Consider the following 18,728-nt stretch of genomic DNA (forward strand, 5'->3'; position numbering starts at 1 on the left):
CTTTTCAATTCAACTGGAGCATCCACATGTCCCTCACCGCCGACCAAATCATCTCTTCGCAAAAAGCCGGCCTCGAAACCCTGTTCGGTCTGACGACCAAGGCCTTCGAAGGCGTCGAGAAGCTTGTCGAACTGAACGTGACCGCCTCCAAGGCTGCGCTCAGCGAAGCCGCCGGCACCACGCAAGCCCTGCTCAGCGTCAAGGACGCGCAAGAACTGCTGTCGCTGCAAGCCAGCCTGTTCCAGCCCCTGGCCGAGAAGACCGCTGCCTACAGCCGTCACCTGTACGACATCGCCCAAGGCACCGGCGCCGAATTCACCAAGGCTTTCGAAGTCAAGGCCGCTGAAGCCCAGCAAGCCTTCGTCGGCCTGGTCGACAGCGCCGCCAAGAACGCCCCGGCCGGCTCGGAAACCGCCGTTGCCGTGATGAAGAGCGCCGTGGCTGCCGCCAACAACGCTTTCGAATCGGTGCAAAAGGCCGTCAAGCAAGCTTCCGACGTCGCCGAAGCGAACTTCCAGGCCGTGCAGACCACCGCCGTGAACGCTGCCAAGAGCACCGCCCAGACCGCGACCCGCAAGCGCTAAGCTTAGCCGGCCTCTCTTCAAAGCCCGCTTCGAGCGGGCGACGATTGTCTCCTTGGGTCCTTCGGGATCCAATTCAGGGCCCTGTCTTCGGACAGGGCCTTTTTTTTGGGTGGTTCCGGTCTTCGATAATGGCCGCCAAACATCTGGAGATCGACATGGAAATCAACGGCAAGGTTTTTATCGTGACGGGCGGCGCCTCGGGACTCGGCGAAGGCACGGCACGGATGCTCGCGGCGAACGGCGGCAAGGTGGTGATCGCCGACATGCAGGCCGAAAAAGGCGAGGCCGTGGCGAAAGAGATCGGTGGGGTGTTCGTCAAGTGCGACGTCAGCCAGGAAGCCGACGGCCAGGCGGTGGTCGCCGCAGCGCAGAAGCTGGGCAAGCTGGTCGGGCTGGTCAATTGCGCGGGCATCGCGCCGGCCGAGAAGACCGTGGGCAAGAACGGGCCGCACGCGCTGGCGGTGTTCAGCAAGACCGTCACGGTCAACCTGATCGGCAGCTTCAACATGATCCGGCTCGCGGCCGACGCCATGGGCAAGAACGAGCCCGAAGCCACCGGCGAGCGCGGTGTGCTGATCTCGACCGCCTCGGTCGCGGCCTACGACGGCCAGATCGGGCAGGCCGCCTACAGCGCCTCGAAGGGCGGCGTGGTCGGCATGACGCTGCCGATCGCGCGCGACCTGGCACGCAGCGGCATCCRCAACATGACGATCGCGCCCGGCATCTTCGGCACGCCCATGCTGTTCGGCATGCCCCAGGAAGTGCAGGACGCGCTGGCCGCCAGCGTGCCCTTCCCTTCGCGCCTGGGCACGCCCGAGGACTACGCCAAGCTCGCCAGGCACATCATCGAGAACGACATGCTCAATGGCGAGGTGATCCGGCTCGACGGCGCGATCCGGCTGGCGCCGCGCTAGTCTCGCCCAGGCCGCCCTCCTGGTCGTCGGGCGGCTTGAGGCTTCCGGTTCGCTCCAGGCGCTCGAACTGGGCAATCACCTGGGCGCCGAAGAGCACCAACGTGGCCGCGATCTCGAGGCTCAGCAGCACCACGATCGCGGTCGTCAGCGAGCCATAGACCACGTTGACCTGCGACAGGGTCGCGAAATAGAGCACCAGCACCCGCCGCGTGACCTCCCACAGCAGGGTCGCGGTCACGCCGCCGATCAGCGCATGGCGCAGCCGCAGCCGGCCCACCGGCATCACCAGGTAGAGCGAGGTCAGCATGAAGATCTCGCCCCCCAGCCCCAGCAGGTACAGCAGCACGCCCGAAACGCCCGACAGCGACCAGCGGTACCCCAGCAGTTCGACGCTTTCCTCCCCGATCACCTGCAGCGCGCCCGACACCAGCGTCACCAGCAGCAGCCCGATGCACAGGCACAGGATGTAGATGTAGGGCATCACGACCGAGATCAGGAAGTGGCGCGAGTGGTCGGCCTTGCGGTGGTGGAAGATCACCGCCATGGCGCTCTCGAGCACCGTGAAGGCCAGCGAGCTGAAGAAGATCATCGTCACCAGCAGCACCGGGCCGAGCACGTCGGAATGGGTCAGGAAGTTCGACAGCTCGGCGACGATCGCCTGCGACTGGCCCGGCAGCAGCCAGGCCAGGTAGCGCCCGACCGCGCCGAGCAGCGCCTCCTGGTCGATGAAATGCGACAGCGCGATGACGCTGACGATCAGCAGCGGCACGATCGACAGCAGCGCGTAGTAGGCGACCGCGCCGGCCAGCAGCAGGCCGTGGTTGGCCTTGAAGCTCTTGAGCGCCTGCCAGGCGAAACGCAGCGGATGGCGCAGCACGGGGCCGGCCGCATGGGTGATGGAATGGCGGATCATTCGGTGGTTCCGGGCCATCGGCGGTTCGTGGGGCCGGTGTGGGCTTGACGGCTTGCGTATCATTTGGAGTTCCGAGCCTACATGACCATCCCCGCTTCTTTCATCCAGGAACTGATCGCACGCGCAGACGTGGTCGAAATCGTCGGACGCTACGTCCAGCTCAAGAAGGCAGGCGCCAATTTCATGGGCCTGTGCCCTTTCCACGGGGAAAAATCGCCTTCGTTCTCGGTCAGCCCGACCAAGCAGTTCTATCACTGCTTCGGCTGCGGGGTGCACGGCAACGCGATCGGTTTCCTGATGGAGCACGCCGGCATGGGTTTCGTCGAGGCGGTGCACGACCTGGCCGGCCAGTACGGCCTGCAGGTGCCCGAAGACGATGCCTCGCCCGAGGAGCGCGCCCGCGCAGCCGGCCAACGCCAGAAGCAGGCCACGCTGTCCGAGGTGCTCGAGAAGGCCGGCGAGGCCTACCGCAAGCAGTTGCGCCAGTCGCCCGGGGCCATCGAGTACCTCAAGGGCCGCGGCGTCTCGGGCGAGATCGCCAGGCAATTTGGCATCGGCTATGCGCCGGCCGGCTGGCGCTCGCTGGCCAGCGTGTTTCCGGACTACGACGATCCGCTCCTGGCCGAAAGCGGCCTGGTGATCGTCGGCGAGGCCGACGAAGGCGGCGATGCCAAGCGCTACGACCGCTTCCGCGACCGCGTGATGTTCCCGATCCGCAACGTCAAGGGCGAATGCATCGGTTTCGGCGGCCGGGTGCTCGGCGACGAGAAGCCCAAGTACCTGAATTCGCCGGAAACCCCGGTTTTCAGCAAGGGACGCGAGCTCTACGGCCTCTACGAGGCGCGCGCGGCCTTCCGCGACCGCGGCTATGCGCTGGTCACCGAAGGCTACATGGACGTGGTGGCGCTGGCGCAACTGGGCTTCCCGAATGCGGTGGCGACGCTCGGCACCGCCTGCACGCCTGAACACGTGCAGAAGCTTTTTCGCTTCACTGAATCGGTGGTCTTCAGCTTCGACGGCGACAGCGCCGGCCGGCGCGCCGCGCGCAAGGCGCTCGACGGCGCCCTGGCCTATGCCACCGACGTGCGCAGCATCAAGTTCCTGTTCCTGCCGGCCGAGCACGACCCCGACAGCTTCATCCGCGAGTTCGGCGCCGATGCCTTCGCGCGTTTCGTGAGCGAGGCCACGCCCCTGAGCCGCTTCCTGATCGAGGCGGCGCGCGAAGGCTGCGAGCTGTCGAGCGCCGAAGGCCGGGCCCACATGGCGAGCAATGCCCGGCCGCTGTGGAGCGCGCTGCCCGAGGGGGCGCTCAAGCGCCAGCTGCTGAGCGAGCTGGCCGCCCTGGCGCAGCTCAGCGCCCAGGAGCTCGGCGAGCTCTGGGCGCCCGCAGCGGCACCGCGGCCGCCCGCCCCGGCGCCGGCCCGCGCCCCAGCGCCCTTTTCCGACGACGACTGGGACAGCCGTGACCAGTGGTTCGACGAGCAATCGCGCGCCGGCCCCGGAAAAAAGCGCTTCAAGTCCTTCCGCCCGCCCGCCCCGCGCCCTCCGCCCGGCGGGCGCCGCCTGCCGACCAGCCGGGCCGACGTGGCGGCACGGCTGGTGCTTTCGAATCCTGCCGAATGGGAGGCGCTGTCGCACGAACTGCACGCCCTGCTGTGCGACCTCCCCGGCGACCACGGCCAGCTCTTCGCCTGGCTCGACAGCCAGGCCCACGAGCACGGCACCCAGCCCTGGGCGGCGTTGCGCGAGGGCCTGCGCGGCCTCGCCTTCGAGTCGCTGGCGGTGCGGGTCATGACCGGCCCCGACGGCGGCCCGGTCGGCGACGCCGAGGGCGAGCAGGCGGCCGACGCGGCGCGGGAGCTGCGCAATGTCCTCGACTACATGCTGGACGACCTGCTCAAGGCCCAGCAGAGCGAGGCGATCGCCGCCGTCGGCAGCGATCCACGGGCGCTGGAGCGCTACAAGGCGCTCGAGATGCGCCGGCTGGAGTTGCGCAATCGCCTCAATCCGAGCTCAAACAGTGCTTGAAAAACGCACAGCGCGCTATAATGTAAGGCTTAGTTAGACGCCAGCGGGCTAGTGAGACGCCGGCGTCTAGCGAATTAGGCAAGAGCGACAGCAGCACCTCCGGGCCGACCCCATGCGCAATGCACTTCCCAACGGGAAACGGGTCAATACACCGCAAGGACTGCACACCAAATGTTCGCCCGACATCTTGCCTTTTGACGGCCGTTCGAGGATTCATGTCCCCGACGCCGCAGTGTTTGTGCTCCTGCCTGCGCCGGGTTTGAGGCGCGTGTGATTCCGCTTGGTCCATCTTGTTGTACGAGGTCGTATGCCCAGTTCAAAGAAGCCTGCCGTGTCCGCTGCCAAGAAGCTCGCTGCAGAAAAACCGTCGAAGTCCGCCGCGCTGCAGGCTACCAAGACGGCTGCCGTCGCCTCCAAGGCGTCTGCCGCAACGAAAGTGAAAACCGTGCCCACCAAAACGACTGTCCCTGCCGAACCCACCACCGCCAAGCCCGCCGCCAAGAAAGTGGGCCRTCCGCCCAAGGCCGCCGGCACCTCCACCGCCACCGGCGCCAAGCGCGGCCGCAAGCCCAAGGCCGGCAACGAAGCGACGTCCAGCGACGTCGACCTGTCCGACATCGAGGACGAACTGGTCGGTGAAGAACCGGCGGCCACGACGACCGAGGAAAAGGTCAAGCCGCTGCGCATGAAGATCAGCAAGGCGAAGGAACGCGCCTTGATGAAGGAGTTCGGCCTCGACGAGACCGTCCTGTCCGAGGAAGACCTGGCCAAGCGCCGTTCGCGCCTGAAGACCCTGATCACGCTGGGCAAGACCCGCGGCTACCTCACGCACGGCGAAATCTCCGACCACCTGCCCGACAAGCTGGTCGACGCCGAGACCATGGAAGTCGTGGTCACCATGCTCAACGACATGGGCGTGGCCGTCTACGAGCAGACGCCTGACGCCGAAACGCTGCTGCTGAACAACACCGCCCCGACCGCCACCACGGTCGAGGAAGCCGAAGAAGAAGCCGAAGCCGCCCTGTCCACGGTGGACAGCGAGTTCGGCCGCACCACCGACCCGGTCCGCATGTACATGCGCGAAATGGGCACGGTCGAGCTGCTGACGCGCGAAGGCGAAATCGAAATCGCCAAGCGCATCGAAGGCGGCCTGATGGCCATGATGGAAGCGATCTCGGCTTCGCCCGCGACCATCGCCGCGATCCTCGAAATGGCCGCCACGATCCGTGATGGCAAGGTCGTGATCTCGACCATCGTCGACGGCTTCTCGAACCCCAACGAGGCCGACGACTACGTGGCCGAGGAAGACTTCGACGAGTTCGACGAGGAAGACGACGACGACGGCAAGGGCGGCTCCAAGGCGCTGACCAAGAAGCTCGAGGAACTCAAGCGCGACGCGCTCGAGCGCTTCGATCGCATCGCCGCGCTGTTCGAGAAGATCCACAAGATCTACGAAAAAGAAGGCTACGGCACGCCGGCGTACACCAAGGCGCAGCAGGCCGTGTCCGAAGAGCTGATGACCATCCGCTTCACGGCCCGCACGATCGAGAAGCTGTGCGACCTGGTTCGCACCCAGGTCGACGACGTCCGCAAGAAGGAGCGCGAGCTGCGCCGCATCATCGTGGACAAGTGCGGCTTCCCGCAGGAAGAGTTCATCCGCGACTTCAGCGGCTACGACAAGAACGGCCACCGCGTCGCCTCCAACCTGCTCAACCTCAAGTGGGTCGAGAAGCAGGCCGCTTCCGGCAAGCCCTGGAGCGCCGTGATGGCGCGCAACATCCCGCCGGTGCAGGAGCTGCAGCAGCGCCTGACCGACATCCAGTCGCGCGTCGTGGTGCCGCTGGCCGAGCTCAAGGACATCAACAAGCGCATGAACGAGGGCGAATCCTCCTCGCGCGATGCCAAGAAGGAAATGATCGAGGCCAACCTGCGCCTAGTGATCTCGATCGCCAAGAAGTACACCAACCGCGGCCTGCAGTTCCTGGACCTGATCCAGGAAGGCAACATCGGCCTGATGAAGGCGGTCGACAAGTTCGAATACCGTCGCGGCTACAAGTTCTCAACCTATGCGACGTGGTGGATCCGCCAGGCCATCACCCGCTCGATCGCCGACCAGGCGCGCACCATCCGCATCCCGGTGCACATGATCGAGACCATCAACAAGATGAACCGCATCAGCCGCCAGCATCTGCAGGAGTTCGGCTTCGAGCCCGACGCCGGCATCCTGGCCGCCAAGATGGAGATCCCGGAAGACAAGATCCGCAAGATCATGAAGATCGCGAAGGAGCCGATCTCGATGGAAACCCCCATCGGCGACGACGACGATTCGCACCTGGGCGACTTCATCGAGGACAGCAGCAACACGGCGCCGATCGAGGCCGCGATGCAGGCCGGCCTGCGCGACGTGGTCAAGGACATCCTCGACAGCCTGACGCCGCGCGAAGCCAAGGTGCTGCGCATGCGATTCGGCATCGAGATGTCGACCGACCACACGCTGGAAGAAGTCGGCAAGCAGTTCGACGTGACGCGCGAGCGCATCCGCCAGATCGAAGCCAAGGCGCTGCGCAAGCTCAAGCACCCGTCGCGTTCGGACAAGCTGCGCAGTTTTATTGATACCCTGTAGGCTCGCTGCAAGCAGGACAAGGAAGGCGCCCTAGGGCGCCCTTCTTTTTTCAGAGCACAAGAAAAGACTGGAGACACCGCCATGAACCCCGATGCCGACACACTCTGGCGCGCGCCGCGCTGGGCGCTGGCCGTGCTGCTGGCGGTGCTGGGCATGCTGGGCCCGTTCTCCATCGACACCTACATCCCGGCCTTCTCGGGCATCGCGCGCTCGATCGGCGCCACGCCGGGCGAGATGCAGCAGACGCTGTCGGYCTACCTGTTCGGCTTCGCCTTCATGAACCTGTTCCACGGCGCGCTGTCGGACAGCTTCGGGCGCCGGCCGGTGGTGCTTTGGGGCCTGGCGGTCTTCACCGTGGCATCGCTGGGCTGCGCGCTGTCGCAGACCATCGGGCAGTTGGTCCTGTTCCGGGCGTTGCAGGGCCTGTCGACGGGTGCCGGGATCGTCGTCTCGCGCGCGGTGATCCGCGACATGTTCCCGCCGGCCGAGGCGCAGAAGGTCATGAGCCAGGTGACGATCTATTTCGGCATCGCGCCGGCGATCGCGCCGATCGTGGGCGGCTTCCTGTTCGTCCACCTGGGTTGGCACAGCATCTTCTGGTTCCTGGTCGGGGTCGGCGTGGTGCTGTGGGTTGCCAACTTCAAGCTGCTGCCCGAGACGCTGCACCTGGACCAACGCCAACCCTTCGAGGTCCGGCACCTGATGCGCGGCTACTGGGACCTGTGCTCCGACCCGCGCTTCCTGCTGCTGGCGCTGGCCAGCGGCGTGCCGTTCAACGGCATGTTCCTCTACGTGCTGGCCGCCCCGGCCTTCCTCGGCGATCACCTCGCGCTGGCGCCGACGCAGTTCTTCTGGTTCTTCATCCTGACCATCGGCGGCATCATGGCCGGCGCCTGGGCCAGCGGCCGCATGGCGGGCAAGGTGGCACCGAAGCGGCAGATCCGCGACGGCTTCGTGATCATGCTGGCGACTTCGGTCGTCAACGTGGCCGCCAACGCCCTCTTCCCGCCGCATGCCGCCTGGGCGCTCTGGCCGCTGGCGGTGTTCGCCTTCGGCTGGGCGCTGATGGTGCCGGTGGTGACGCTGCTGGTGCTCGACCTCCACCCCGAGCGCCGCGGCATGGCCTCGTCGCTGCAGGCGGTGATCGGCTCCACGGCCAACGGCGTGGTCGCCGGCGTGATCGCGCCGCTGGTGATGCACTCCACGCTGTGGCTGGCCGCCACCTCGCTGCTGATGCTGAGCGTCGGGCTGGTGGCCTGGGTCTGGCTGCACGGGCGCTGGCCCGAGATCGGGCGACTGGTCGCCGGCGGCGAGGCAGCCTGATGACGCCCACCCCCGTTGCTTGCTCACTTCGTGTAGCCGCCTCCCCCCTCAAGGGGGCAACACCAGCGGCCCGGCAAAGCCGGTTCCGCGGTGTTCCTGGCCTCGGGCAGCGACGACTTCATGCGCCGCGCGCCATGCTCCTGCCCGGCGCAAAGACGAAGTGATGCGGACCGAAGACCTGCGGAGTTTCGCGCGCGCCTGGTTGCCCGGCCGGACCCCGGTCGATGGGCGCGAACGCCTGCGCGCGGCCGCGGGCGCCGCGTTCGGTCTGCTGTTCACCGGGCTGGTTTGCGAATGGCTGGCCGGTGGCAGCGGCTGGCTGGTCGCGCCGCTGGGCGCCAGCGCGGTGCTGGTGTTCGCGCTKCCGGCCAGCCCCCTGGCGCAACCCTGGCCCGTGATCGGCGGCAACACCCTCGCGGCGCTGGTCGGGGTCGCCTGCGCCCGCTGGCTGCCCGACGCCGTCTGGGTCGGTGCGCTGGCGACCGCGCTGGCCATCAGCCTGATGTTCGCGCTGCGCTGCCTGCACCCGCCGGGCGGCGCCGTGGCGCTGCTGGCCGTGCTCACGCACACCGGCGAACTGCCCTTCGCCTTCCTGCCGGTGATGCTCGATTCGCTGCTGCTGGTGCTGGCCGGCGTGGCCTACAACAGCCTGACCGGCCGCCGCTACCCGCATGTGCAGCTGGCGCCGCGCCAGCCCACGGCCGATACCCGCTTCAGCTCCGCCGACATCGACGCCGTGCTGGCACGCTACAACCAGGTGCTGGACATCAGCCGCGACGACCTGGAAACCCTGATCCGGGAGACCGAGATGGAATCCTGGCGCCGGCGGCTGGGCACGGTGCGCTGCGTCGACATCATGTCGCGCGACCTGGTGGTGGCCGAGTTCGGCACGCCCTTGCAGGAGGCCTGGTCGCTGATGCACGAGCGCCGCATCAAGGCGCTGCCGGTGATCGACCGCACGCGTCGGGTGGTCGGGATCGTCACCCAGGCCGACTTCTTCCGCCAGATCGACCTGCAGCACCACGACGGCATCGGCGGGCGGCTGCGCGACCTGATCCGTGCGACCCGCAGCGTGATGTCGAGCAAGCCCGAGGTGGTGGGCCAAATCATGACGCGCCAGGTGCGCGTGGCCAGCGAGGAGCGCCCACTGGCGGAGCTGGTGCCGCTTTTTTCCGAAGGCGGGCACCACCACATTCCGATCATCGACGGCGAGCGCCGCCTCACCGGCATGATCACGCAGTCGGATTTCGTGCGCGCGCTCTACCGCGCGGTGGGGCCGGAGGGCTGAGTTCCTGCGGCGGCCAGTGGGCCGGGTCGGCGAAGCGCAGCACCAGGAAATCCAGCAGCACCCGCAGCGAAGCCGGCATCTGGCGCCGCGACGCGTAGACGCCGTAGACCCCCAGGCCTTGCGGCACGAAGCCGGGCAGCAGCGCCACCAGCCGGCCTTGCGCAATCGGCCCGTTGGCCGAATAGGCCGGCTGCATCGTGATGCCGGCGCCCTCGAGGGCCGCCGCCAGCAGCACCTGCGACTCGTTGGCGCTGAGCCTCCCGCTGACCGGCACCGCGATGCGCTCGTCGCCATGATCGAACTGCCACAGGCTCTTGCCGAAGTAGGAGTAGGTCAGGCAGTTGTGGGTCGCCAGGTCCTGCACGCTGTGCGGCGTGCCGTGCGCGGCCAGGTAGGCGGGCGAGGCGCAGATCACCGAGGCGCAGCGGCCCAGCGGGCGGGCGATCAGGTTCGGGTCGAGTTCGTTGGTGATGCGGATCGCCAGGTCGATGCGCTCCTCGACCAGGTTCACCGGCCGGGCGTCGATGTGGAGGTCTATCGCTGCTTGGCGGTAGCGGCGCAGGTAGTCGGCGACCGCCGACGCGAGCACGTCCTGGGCCAGCGACTGCGCGCAGGCGACGCGCAGCAGTCCACGGGGCTGGTCCGCCCCGGCGCTGGAGGCCATCGCCATCTCGGCCGCGGCCTCGAGCATCCGGCGGCAGCGCGCCAGCGTTTCCTCGCCGGCCTCCGTGAGGCTCAGCCGGCGCGTCGTCCGATGCAGCAGCCGCGCGCCGGCCCACTGCTCCATCTGCGCCAGGTAGCGGGTGACCATGGCGCGCGACATGTCGAGCGCCTCGGCGGCGGCGGTCATGCTGCCGCGCTCGGCGATCCGGACGAAAACCTCGGCGGCGGTGATGCGGTCCATATTCGATCGAATCAAGCAACAAACAATTGCATGCTACGGGGTTTTTCGATCGAATCAAGAAACATACGATTCGGGCCATGACTGAATCGTCCCCCCTTCCCCGGCGCGCGACCCTGCACTATGTCTTCGATCCGCTGTGCGGCTGGTGCTATGCCGCGGCGCCGTTGATCGAAGCCGCGCGCAGCGTGCCGGCCCTGTCCATCGAATTCCACGGCGGCGGCATGCTCACCGGCAGCAACCGGCGCGCCATCACGCCCGAATGGCGCGACTACGTGATGCCGCATGACCATCGCATCGCCCAGCTCAGCGGCCAGCCCTTCGGCGCCGCCTACTTCGACGGACTCCTGAACGACACCGGCGCGATGCTGGACTCCGCGCCGCCCTTGACCGCGGTGCTCGCGGCCGAGGCAGAGGCCGGCCGCGGGCTGGACATGATCGAGCGCGTGCAGCGCGCCCACTATGTCGAAGGCCGCCGCATCGCCGAGGCAGCGGTTCTGCGCGAACTGGCCGCAGAACTCGGCCTCGATGCCGCGGCCTTTTCCGACACCTTCGACTTCCTGGCCGGCGAGCCCACCCAGCGCCATATCGACGACAGCCGGCGCTGGCTGGCCAGGGCCGGCGGACAAGGCTTTCCGACCCTGGCGCTCGCCACCGCCGACGGCCGGCTGACGCCGCTGGACACCGGCCGCTACCTCGGCCGACCCGAGGCYTGGGCCGCGCAGCTCGACGCCCTGATCGGCGCACTGCCGCCGACGGCTTCCCTCGGCTGAAGCACGGCATCGCCCTTTTTCCAACCACCACCCAAGGATCCAACATGAGCAAGATCGCCCTCCTCGGCATCACCGGCCGCGCCGGTTCACGCATCGCCCACGAACTGCTGGCGCGCGGCCACAGCGTCACCGGCATCGCGCGCAAGGTCGACGGCGTCGAAGCCCGTCCCGGGCTGACCGTGAAGGCCGCCGACGCGACATCGGTCGACGCCCTGGTTCCCCTGTTGCGCGGCCATGACGCCGTGCTCAGCGCGACCCGCTTCGCCGGCGGCACCGATGCCGCAACCCTCGTCGCTGCGGCCAGGAAGGCCGGCGTGCCGCGCCTGCTGGTGGTCGGCGGCGCCGGCAGCCTGGAGGTCGCGCCGGGCGTGGCGCTGCTCGACACGCCCGGCTTCCCCGATGCCTACAAGCCCGAAGCGAAGGCCGGCGGCGTGATGCTGGCCGCGCTGCGCGCGGAAAAGTCGCTCGACTGGACCTTCCTGTCGCCCTCCGCGATCTTCGAGCCGGGCCCGCGCACGACCCGGTTCCGGCTCGGCGGCGACGGCCTGCTGAGCGATGCGAACGGCAAGAGCTGGATCTCGATGGAGGACTATGCGATCGCCATGGTCGACGAGATCGAATCCCCGAAGCACCCTCGCCAGCGCTTCACCGTGGGGTACTGAGCTCGCCCCCCAGGTTGGGCTCACTGCGTGTAGCCCGCCCACCCCCCTGCCGGGGGGCGCCGCACTGCGGCCCGGCGAAGCCGGTTCCGCTGCGGCTCCCGTGAAGAGCGCGCTGGGCAAGACGGGAATCAGGCCTCGAGGGTCTTCTTCATCGCCCGCATTCCGTCGGCGATCATGGCGGCGATCGGGGCCGCCATCTCGTGCGGCGTCAGATCGGCGATCCAGACCAGGCGGCTGTGGGTGGCGTCTTCGGGGAACACCTGCAGCGAGGCGTTGTGGTGCGTCAGGCGGCCCCCGCTCGCGGACCAGGCAAGGCGCCGCGCCGCATCGTCGCAATCGACGATCAGTTCGCGCGCCACGAGGCCGTTGGCGAAGGTGACGATGCGGGTGTCGCCCTCGAGCCAGCAGTCGGTCACGAAACCCGGCACCAGCCGGCGGTGGATCTCGCCAACGTCGCGGACCGCGTCCCAGATTGTCTCGGCGCTCGCCGCGACCTGGATTTCCTGTCGAATCGATGCCATGGTTCGCCTTTCCGATCAGCCTGGATCGTGGCCGGCGAGTGTAGGCCGATGCGCCCTAGCGGCCAACCCCGAGCAGGCGTTCGAGCACCTCGGGCTGGGCACGCAGGGTGGCCGCATGGTCGGCGTGCACCACGGTGCCGTGGTCCAGCACCACCGCCTCGTCGGAAATCGCAAGGATCGCCTGCGGATGCTGCTCGACGATGATGGCCGCCAGGCCCTCGTCGCGGGTGATGCGGCGGATGGCGCGCAGCAGTTCCTCGACGATGATCGGCGCCAGTCCCTCGAGCGGCTCGTCGAGCAGCAGCAGCGTCGGGTTCAGCACCAGCGCCCGGCCGACCGCGAGCATCTGCTGCTCGCCCCCCGACAGCTGCGTGCCCAGATTGCCCTTGCGCTCCGCGAGGCGCGGGAACATCTCGTAGACGCGCTGCGGGTTCCAGCGTCCGGGCCGCTCCACCGCCGTGAGGTTCTCGTGCACCGTGAGCGACTTGAAGATGTTGCGCTCCTGCGGCACCCAGCCGATGCCCGCCGCGGCGCGCTGGTGCGGCGGCAGCTTGTGCAGCGCCGCGCCGCCCAGCGTGATGCTGCCGCCGTGCTGGCGCGTGGCGCCGGCCAGCGTGTTGATCAGCGTGGTCTTGCCGGTGCCGTTGCGGCCCAGCAGCGCCAGTGTCTGGCCTTCGCCGAGCGCCAGCGCGATGTCGTGCACAACCACGGCCTCGCCATAGCCGGCGCTCAGGTTCTCGATGCGCAGCAATTCACTCATGCACGGCTCCATGGCCGAGATAGACCTCTTTCACCTTCGGATCGTTGGCGATCGTGTCCGGGTCGCCCTCGGTCAGCAGCGAGCCGTTGACCAGCACGGTCATGCGGTCGGCGAAGCTGAACACCAGGTCCATGTCGTGCTCGATCAGGAGCACCGACACGTCGGCCGGCAGCGCCGCCACGGTCTCCAGCAGCTCTTCGCGCTCGCCGGCCGGCACGCCGGCCACGGGTTCGTCGAGCAGCAGCACGCGCGGCTCGCAGGCCAGCGCGATCGCGATCTCGAGCAGCCTGCGCTTGCCGTAGGCCAGGTGCCTGGTCTGCTGCTGCGCGACGTCGGCAAGCCGGAACTGCTCGAGCAACTGCCCGGCGCGCTCGGCCACGGCCTTCGACGACCCCAGCGGGCGCCACCATTGCGCGCCGACGCCGGTGTGTTGCGACACCACCAGCGCCAGCGTCTCCAGCGGCGTCATCGAATCGAACAGCTGGTTGATCTGGAAGGTGCGGACCATGCCGCGCGCGACCCGGCGGTGCGGCGCCAGGCGCGTGATGTCCTCGCCCTCGAGCACGATCCGGCCCTCGGTCGGCGTGAGCACGCCGGTCAGCAGGTTGATCAGCGTCGTCTTGCCGGCCCCATTGGGACCGATCAGCGCATGGCGGGCGCCGCGCCGCAGGTTCAGCGAGACATCGTTGGTGGCCGTGATGCCGCCGAAGCGCATCACCAGGCCGGTGGCGGACAGCACGATCTCGCTCGCTGGAGTACGGCTCATGACCGGACCGCCTTTCGCGCGCCGAACCAGTTCCAGGGCTTCAAGAGCCGATCCCGCCCGACCAGCACCAGCAGCACCAGGATCAGGCCGATCCAGAACATCCAGTACTGCGGCGTGACGGTCGACAGCGTGTCCTGCAGCAGCTTGAAGACGATCGCGCCCGCGATGCCGCCATAGAGCCAGCCCACGCCGCCGATCACCAGCATCAGCAGCACGTCGGCCGAGCGGTCGAAGGCCAGCACGTCGAGCGAGGCGAAGCCGGTGGTCTGCGCCAGCAGCGCGCCCGCGGCGCCCGCGATCGCCGCGGCCACGGTGTAGATCACGGCCAGCCGCGAAACCACCGGGATGCCGATCGCCATCGCGCGCAGCCGGTTGTCGCGCACCGCCTTGAGCGTGGCGCCAAAGGGCGAGTGCACCAGTCGGCGCATCAGCAGGAACAGCAGCAGCATCACCGACAGCGAGTACCAGGCGGCCGTGCGACCGGAGATGTCGAAGGCGAAGAAGCCCAGAACCGGCCCCATCTCCACGCCCTGCAGGCCATCGGCGCCGCCGGTCAGCCAGTCGAGCTTGTTCGCGAGTTCGAGCAGCAGCAGCGCGGTGCCGAGCGTGACCATGAGCCGGGTCAGGTCGCTGCCGCGCAGGATGGTGATGCTCGCAACCGCGCCGAGGGCGGCCGACAGCACGACGGCCACCAGCAGGCCGACTGTCGGATCGGGCATCACGTGCTTGGCGAACAGCGCCGCGGCGTAGGCGCCGAAGCCGAAGAAGCCCGCGTGGCCGAGCGAGACGACGCCGGCATAGCCGAGGATCAGGTCGAGCGACATCGCGAACAGCGCGACGATGGCGATCTCGTTGATCATCAGCGCGTGCGAGGGCATGACCAGCGGCAGCACGAAGGCCAGCGCCCAGAGCGCGTATTCCCAGGGCCGCCAGCGCGCTTTTTCAAGCAACGGTTGCTGGAAGGACTGTGCCCCCACGCTCGGCACTCGCGTCTCCTCGCTGCCCCCCGAGGGGGTCTTCGCGCCTTGGGGCGGCCCGGCGTCGCTCATGATCACTTGCCCCCCTTGCGCGTGAACAGCCCCTGCGGCCGCCACATCAGGATCAGGATGATGAGCAGGTAGACCGTGAAGGCGCCCATCTTCGGAATGAAGTACTTGCCCGCCACGTCGGCGATGCCGAGCAGCAGCGCGGCCAGCAGCGGCCCGGTGATCGACGAGGTGCCGCCGACCGACACCACGATGAGGAAATAGATCATGTACTTGAGCGGGAAGGTCGGGTCGAGCCCGAGGATCTCGGCGCCCAGGGCGCCGCCCAGTCCCGCCAGCCCCGAGCCCACTGCGAAGGTGAGCAGGAACACGACGTTGACGTTGATGCCCAGCCCGGCCGCCACGCGCGGGTCGTCGACCGCGGCGCGCAGCCGGCTGCCGAAGCGGGTCCTGGAGAGGATCAGCTGCAGCACCACGGTCAGGAGCGCGCAGACCGCGATGATGAAGATCCGGTAGTGACCCATGCCCAGCAGCAGCGCGCCGTCGCCGACCTCGGTGCGGCCGCGCAGCCACTCGGGCAGGTGGATGTTCTGCTGCGAGGAGCCGACGAAATAGTCGACCGCGGCCACCGCCATGAAAGCCAGGCCGATGGAAAACAGCACCTGGTCCAGGTGCGACTTGCCGTACATCGGCCGGTAGAGCGTGCGTTCGAGCAGCGCCCCCGCCGCGCCGACCACCAGGAAGGCCAGCGGCAGGCAGAGCAGGAAGGGCACGCCCAGCTTCTGCATCGCGAACACCGTGAGATAGCCCCCGGCCATCGCGAAGGCGCCGTGCGCGAGGTTGATGAAGTTCATCAGCCCCAGGGTCACGGCCAGGCCGACCGCGAGCACGAACAGCAGCATGCCGTAGGCGATGCCATCGAAAAGTATTGTCAGCATGCGACTGTCCGGAACCCTTCGGCTGGCTTACTTGGTCTTGCCCGGATCCTTGACCGCCTTGATGACGTCGAACTCGACGTTGTAGAACTGGCCGTCCTTCTTCTCGACACGGCGCAGGTACACGTCCTGCGTGATGTCGCGGGTCTGGGCGTCGATCAGCACCGGGCCGCGCGGGCTCTCGAAGACCTGGCCCTTCATCGCGRCCAGCAGCGCGTCGCCGCCGCCCTGGCCCTTGGTGGTCTTGAGGGCCTCGTAGATCACGCGCATGCCGTCATAGCCGCCGATGGCCATGAAGTTCGGCCGCATGTTCTTGTTGGCCTTCTGGAAGTCTTCCACGAACTTCTTGTTCATGGCCGAGGGATGGGCCGCCGAGTAGTGGTGCGAGGTGACCACGCCGAGCGCGCCGTCGCCCATGTCGTTGAGCTGGTCGTCGTCGGTCACGTCGCCGGTGGCGATCATCTTGATGCCGGCCTTGTCCATGCCGCGCTCGAGGAACTGCTTCATCACCGCCGCACCGGCGCCCGAGGGCACGAAGACGAACAGCGCGTCGGGCTTGGCATCGCGCACCTTCTGCAGGAACGGCGCGAAGTCGGGGTTGCGCAGCGGCACGCGCAGCTTCTCGATCACCTTGCCGCCGTTGAGCTCGAAGCGCTCGCTGAAGAACTTCTCGGCGTCGTTGCCCGGACCGTAGTCGGCCACCAGCGTGACCACGGTCTTGACGCCGTTCTTCGGCGCCCAGTCGCCCATCGCGACCGAGACCTGCGGCAGCGTGAAGCTGGAGCGCACGATGTAGGGCGAGGCCTGGGTGATGCTCGAGGTGGCCGCGGCCATCACGACTTCCGGGGTCTTCGACTGGGTCGCGATCGGCGCCACGGCCAGCGCGGACGGCGTGATGCCGAAGCCGGCCAGCACGTTGACCTTGTCGTTGACCACCAGTTCCTGCGCGATGCGCTTGGTGACATCGGGCAGGCCGGTGTCGTCCTTGACGATCAGCTGGACCTTCTTGCCGGCGACCGTGTCGCCGTGCTGCGCCATGTAAAGACGGGCGGCGGCTTCGATCTGGCGACCGGTGGAGGCCTGCTGGCCGGTCATCGGCAGGATCATCCCGATCTTGAAGGTGTTGTCTTGCGCGTAGGCCAGGGGCATGGCCAGCGCGATGGCGGTCAGGCTGGCAGCCTGGACAAGGTGGCGACGAAGCATGGAACTCTCCTGATTCAATGGGATGCGGGACGGGGGATATTGTGACCAGATGCAAGCGAGCCCGGGCTCCGGCAAACACCTAGCGCTCGCCCCGGTGGAATCAAATTCTGCGCGATCATCAAATCGAATGCGCGATGATCGCGCAGACAGTCCGGCGCCTCACGGAGGGTCGGGCCGCCAGGCGGAGTCGAGCGTGATCGTGCCGACCGCGCGCGAGACGCAGGCGCAGATGCGGCGACCCGATGCCTTCTCGTGCTCGCTCAGGAACACGTCCCGATGGTCGATCTCGCCGTCGACCGCGAGCACGTCCATCGCGCACAGGCCGCATTCGCCGCGCCGGCAGTCCCACAGGGTCTGGACGCCGGCGCCCTCGAGCGCTTCGAGCAGYGTGCTGCCGACGGGAACGGTCAGCACCAGGTCGTGGCGCGGAATGCGCACCTCGAAGGCCTGCGTCGCGAGCCGGCCGCTGCTGCCGAAAGTCTCGAAACRCAGGTCGGCCTGCGGCCGGCCGGCGGCGGCCCAGGCGCGCTTGACGGCTTCGAGCATCGGCACCGGACCGCAGGTGTAGAGCTGGCCGCCCGCGGGCAGCGCGGCGATCTCGGCGGCGAAATCGATGGGCGTRCTGCCGGTGTAGGCCTGGACCCGCGCGCTCGCAGGCTTGTCCAGGGCTTGCCGAAGTTCCGGCAGGTAGGCCAGCTCCTGTGCATTGCGCGCGCCGTAGAGCATGCGCACCGGCACCCCGCTGCGCTCGGCCAGCGCACCCAGGCGCTGCGCCATGTAGACCAGCGGCGTGATGCCGATGCCGCCCGCCACCAGCAGGTAGCCGGGCGCCGTCAGGTCGAGGCCGAAATGGCTCTGTGGCTCGCTCACCAGCAGCCGGTCGCCGACGGCCAGCCGCCACATCGCGAGCGAACCGCCGCGGCCGTCGTCGAGCCGCTTGACCGCGATCCGCCAGCCACGCCCGTCGGGGGCGCCGACCACCGAATAGGAGCGGTTCTGCATGCGCCCCAAACCGGGCTCGCCGACCAGCACCTGCACCTGCAGGTGGGCGCCGGGTTCATGCCCGTCGACGATGCCCGACTCGGGCGTGATCTCGAACTCGCGCACCGTGGCACTGACGTCGCGCAGGGAGGTGATGCGCGCGGGCATCCAGTGGATATCGCTTTTCATCTCAGTTTTCCAGCACGTGATCGCGTGACCCGCAACGCGCGGAACCGTCACATCCCAAGCCCAGGGATACCGTGGATCTGGCTTTGCCAGGCCGCTGGTATCGCCCCCTTGAGGGGGCAGCGCCGCAGGCGCTTCGGGGGTGGTTCATGCTCTGCGCCGAATCAGCTGCACGCCGGGCAGCGGATGGTTCTGGGCGCCATGCAGGGCCTCGCGCAGGTTGCGCTGCGCGAGGCGGCTGTGCTCGCGCATCAGCGCCTCGGCGCGCGAGCCTTCGCGGTTCTCGATCGCATCGAGCACCTGGCCGTGCTGGTCCTGCGCGATCAGGAGCATGTCCCGCGCCGCGGGCGAGTTGGCCTGCACCACGACGAAGCCCGAAGG

At 68.1% G+C, this 18,728-nt stretch carries 17 protein-coding genes and 1 pseudogene; 8 read left to right on the top strand and 10 right to left on the bottom strand.

Annotated features, from left to right (window positions below; all coding sequences use genetic code 11):
- Nucleotides 1-26: 26 nt before the first annotated feature.
- Both AC1D2K_RS03450 and AC1D2K_RS03455 read left to right on the top strand, forming a co-directional pair.
- Entirely contained in the window at nucleotides 27-584 is a 558-nt protein-coding gene (locus AC1D2K_RS03450) for a phasin family protein (protein WP_442282454.1), read from the top strand.
- A gap of 155 nt (nucleotides 585-739) precedes the next feature.
- Nucleotides 740-1,498 (top strand): 3-hydroxyacyl-CoA dehydrogenase, encoded by a 759-nt coding sequence (locus tag AC1D2K_RS03455; RefSeq protein ID WP_478086336.1) that lies wholly within the window; start codon nucleotides 740-742, stop codon nucleotides 1,496-1,498.
- Here the strand turns inward: AC1D2K_RS03455 and AC1D2K_RS03460 are convergent.
- The gene (locus AC1D2K_RS03460; protein WP_478086338.1) at nucleotides 1,446-2,411 is read right to left on the bottom strand and encodes a YihY/virulence factor BrkB family protein; all 966 of its coding nucleotides are present in this window, start codon (nucleotides 2,409-2,411) and stop codon (nucleotides 1,446-1,448) included. The two genes, AC1D2K_RS03455 and AC1D2K_RS03460, sit on opposite strands and share 53 nt — an antisense overlap.
- A gap of 81 nt (nucleotides 2,412-2,492) precedes the next feature.
- Here AC1D2K_RS03460 and dnaG point away from each other — a divergent pair, with 81 nt between their 5' ends.
- The 4 genes from dnaG (at nucleotide 2,493) to AC1D2K_RS03480 (ending at nucleotide 9,673) form a co-directional block, all read left to right on the top strand.
- Nucleotides 2,493-4,439, top strand: a complete 1,947-nt coding sequence (dnaG, locus tag AC1D2K_RS03465) for a DNA primase (protein WP_478086339.1) — start codon at nucleotides 2,493-2,495, stop codon at nucleotides 4,437-4,439.
- A 307-nt stretch (nucleotides 4,440-4,746) separates the two neighbouring features.
- Complete coding sequence (gene rpoD, locus AC1D2K_RS03470) at nucleotides 4,747-7,062, top strand: RNA polymerase sigma factor RpoD (protein ID WP_478086341.1); 2,316 nt, start codon at nucleotides 4,747-4,749, stop codon at nucleotides 7,060-7,062.
- 81 nt (nucleotides 7,063-7,143) lie between these two features.
- Nucleotides 7,144-8,385: a multidrug effflux MFS transporter gene (locus tag AC1D2K_RS03475; RefSeq protein ID WP_478086342.1), complete on the top strand. Its 1,242-nt coding sequence runs from the start codon at nucleotides 7,144-7,146 to the stop codon at nucleotides 8,383-8,385.
- Between the two features lie 163 nt (nucleotides 8,386-8,548).
- Nucleotides 8,549-9,673 carry an HPP family protein gene (locus AC1D2K_RS03480; protein ID WP_478086343.1) on the top strand — a complete coding sequence of 375 codons (1,125 nt, stop codon included), beginning with the start codon at nucleotides 8,549-8,551 and terminating at the stop codon, nucleotides 9,671-9,673.
- On the opposite strand, the gene AC1D2K_RS03485 is transcribed toward AC1D2K_RS03480, so the two are convergent.
- Nucleotides 9,618-10,577, bottom strand: a complete 960-nt coding sequence (locus AC1D2K_RS03485; protein ID WP_478086345.1) for a LysR family transcriptional regulator — start codon at nucleotides 10,575-10,577, stop codon at nucleotides 9,618-9,620. The genes AC1D2K_RS03480 and AC1D2K_RS03485 overlap by 56 nt on opposite strands.
- A gap of 77 nt (nucleotides 10,578-10,654) precedes the next feature.
- On the opposite strand from AC1D2K_RS03485, the gene AC1D2K_RS03490 reads away from it, so the two are divergent.
- The gene (locus tag AC1D2K_RS03490) at nucleotides 10,655-11,347 is read left to right on the top strand and encodes a DsbA family protein (protein ID WP_478086346.1); all 693 of its coding nucleotides are present in this window, start codon (nucleotides 10,655-10,657) and stop codon (nucleotides 11,345-11,347) included.
- A 44-nt stretch (nucleotides 11,348-11,391) separates the two neighbouring features.
- Nucleotides 11,392-12,009 (top strand): NAD(P)-dependent oxidoreductase, encoded by a 618-nt coding sequence (locus AC1D2K_RS03495; RefSeq protein ID WP_478086347.1) that lies wholly within the window; start codon nucleotides 11,392-11,394, stop codon nucleotides 12,007-12,009.
- Between the two features lie 128 nt (nucleotides 12,010-12,137).
- Here the strand turns inward: AC1D2K_RS03495 and AC1D2K_RS03500 are convergent, their stop codons facing one another.
- The 8 genes and pseudogenes from AC1D2K_RS03500 to AC1D2K_RS03535 all read right to left on the bottom strand — a co-directional run.
- On the bottom strand, nucleotides 12,138-12,530 hold the full coding sequence (locus AC1D2K_RS03500; protein WP_478086349.1) for an SRPBCC family protein: 393 nt from the start codon (nucleotides 12,528-12,530) through the stop codon (nucleotides 12,138-12,140).
- Nucleotides 12,531-12,585: 55 nt separating this feature from the next.
- Nucleotides 12,586-13,290 carry an ABC transporter ATP-binding protein gene (locus AC1D2K_RS03505; protein WP_478086351.1) on the bottom strand — a complete coding sequence of 235 codons (705 nt, stop codon included), beginning with the start codon at nucleotides 13,288-13,290 and terminating at the stop codon, nucleotides 12,586-12,588.
- Nucleotides 13,283-14,056, bottom strand: coding sequence for an ABC transporter ATP-binding protein (locus AC1D2K_RS03510; RefSeq protein WP_478086352.1), 774 nt, complete (start codon nucleotides 14,054-14,056; stop codon nucleotides 13,283-13,285). The genes AC1D2K_RS03505 and AC1D2K_RS03510 overlap by 8 nt, the downstream gene beginning before the upstream one ends.
- Entirely contained in the window at nucleotides 14,053-15,105 is a 1,053-nt protein-coding gene (locus AC1D2K_RS03515; protein WP_478086353.1) for a branched-chain amino acid ABC transporter permease, read from the bottom strand. Before AC1D2K_RS03515 ends, AC1D2K_RS03510 begins: the two co-directional genes overlap by 4 nt.
- Before the next feature lie 2 nt (nucleotides 15,106-15,107).
- A complete protein-coding gene (locus tag AC1D2K_RS03520; protein ID WP_478086355.1) occupies nucleotides 15,108-15,980 on the bottom strand; it encodes a branched-chain amino acid ABC transporter permease in 873 nt (290 codons plus the stop codon).
- 27 nt (nucleotides 15,981-16,007) lie between these two features.
- Nucleotides 16,008-17,180, bottom strand: a complete 1,173-nt coding sequence (locus tag AC1D2K_RS03525) for an ABC transporter substrate-binding protein (RefSeq protein WP_478086356.1) — start codon at nucleotides 17,178-17,180, stop codon at nucleotides 16,008-16,010.
- Between the two features lie 159 nt (nucleotides 17,181-17,339).
- Nucleotides 17,340-18,350 carry a PDR/VanB family oxidoreductase gene (locus tag AC1D2K_RS03530; protein WP_478086357.1) on the bottom strand — a complete coding sequence of 337 codons (1,011 nt, stop codon included), beginning with the start codon at nucleotides 18,348-18,350 and terminating at the stop codon, nucleotides 17,340-17,342.
- A gap of 144 nt (nucleotides 18,351-18,494) precedes the next feature.
- A pseudogene (locus AC1D2K_RS03535) lies at nucleotides 18,495-18,728 on the bottom strand (GntR family transcriptional regulator); the annotation flags it as partial.

The organism is Variovorax sp. P1_H12_2, assembly GCF_056405335.1.

Excerpts from the sequence above, each read along its gene's own strand:
- AC1D2K_RS03450 (WP_442282454.1), top strand. The coding sequence starts at position 27 with ATGTCCCTCACCGCCGACCAAATCATCTCTTCGCAAAAAGCCGGCCTC.
- AC1D2K_RS03460 (WP_478086338.1), bottom strand. The coding sequence starts at position 2,411 with ATGATCCGCCATTCCATCACCCATGCGGCCGGCCCCGTGCTGCGCCAT.
- dnaG (WP_478086339.1), top strand. The coding sequence starts at position 2,493 with ATGACCATCCCCGCTTCTTTCATCCAGGAACTGATCGCACGCGCAGAC.
- AC1D2K_RS03485 (WP_478086345.1), bottom strand. The coding sequence starts at position 10,577 with ATGGACCGCATCACCGCCGCCGAGGTTTTCGTCCGGATCGCCGAGCGC.
- AC1D2K_RS03495 (WP_478086347.1), top strand. The coding sequence starts at position 11,392 with ATGAGCAAGATCGCCCTCCTCGGCATCACCGGCCGCGCCGGTTCACGC.
- AC1D2K_RS03500 (WP_478086349.1), bottom strand. The coding sequence starts at position 12,530 with ATGGCATCGATTCGACAGGAAATCCAGGTCGCGGCGAGCGCCGAGACA.
- AC1D2K_RS03505 (WP_478086351.1), bottom strand. The coding sequence starts at position 13,290 with ATGAGTGAATTGCTGCGCATCGAGAACCTGAGCGCCGGCTATGGCGAG.
- AC1D2K_RS03510 (WP_478086352.1), bottom strand. The coding sequence starts at position 14,056 with ATGAGCCGTACTCCAGCGAGCGAGATCGTGCTGTCCGCCACCGGCCTG.
- AC1D2K_RS03515 (WP_478086353.1), bottom strand. The coding sequence starts at position 15,105 with ATGAGCGACGCCGGGCCGCCCCAAGGCGCGAAGACCCCCTCGGGGGGC.
- AC1D2K_RS03520 (WP_478086355.1), bottom strand. The coding sequence starts at position 15,980 with ATGCTGACAATACTTTTCGATGGCATCGCCTACGGCATGCTGCTGTTC.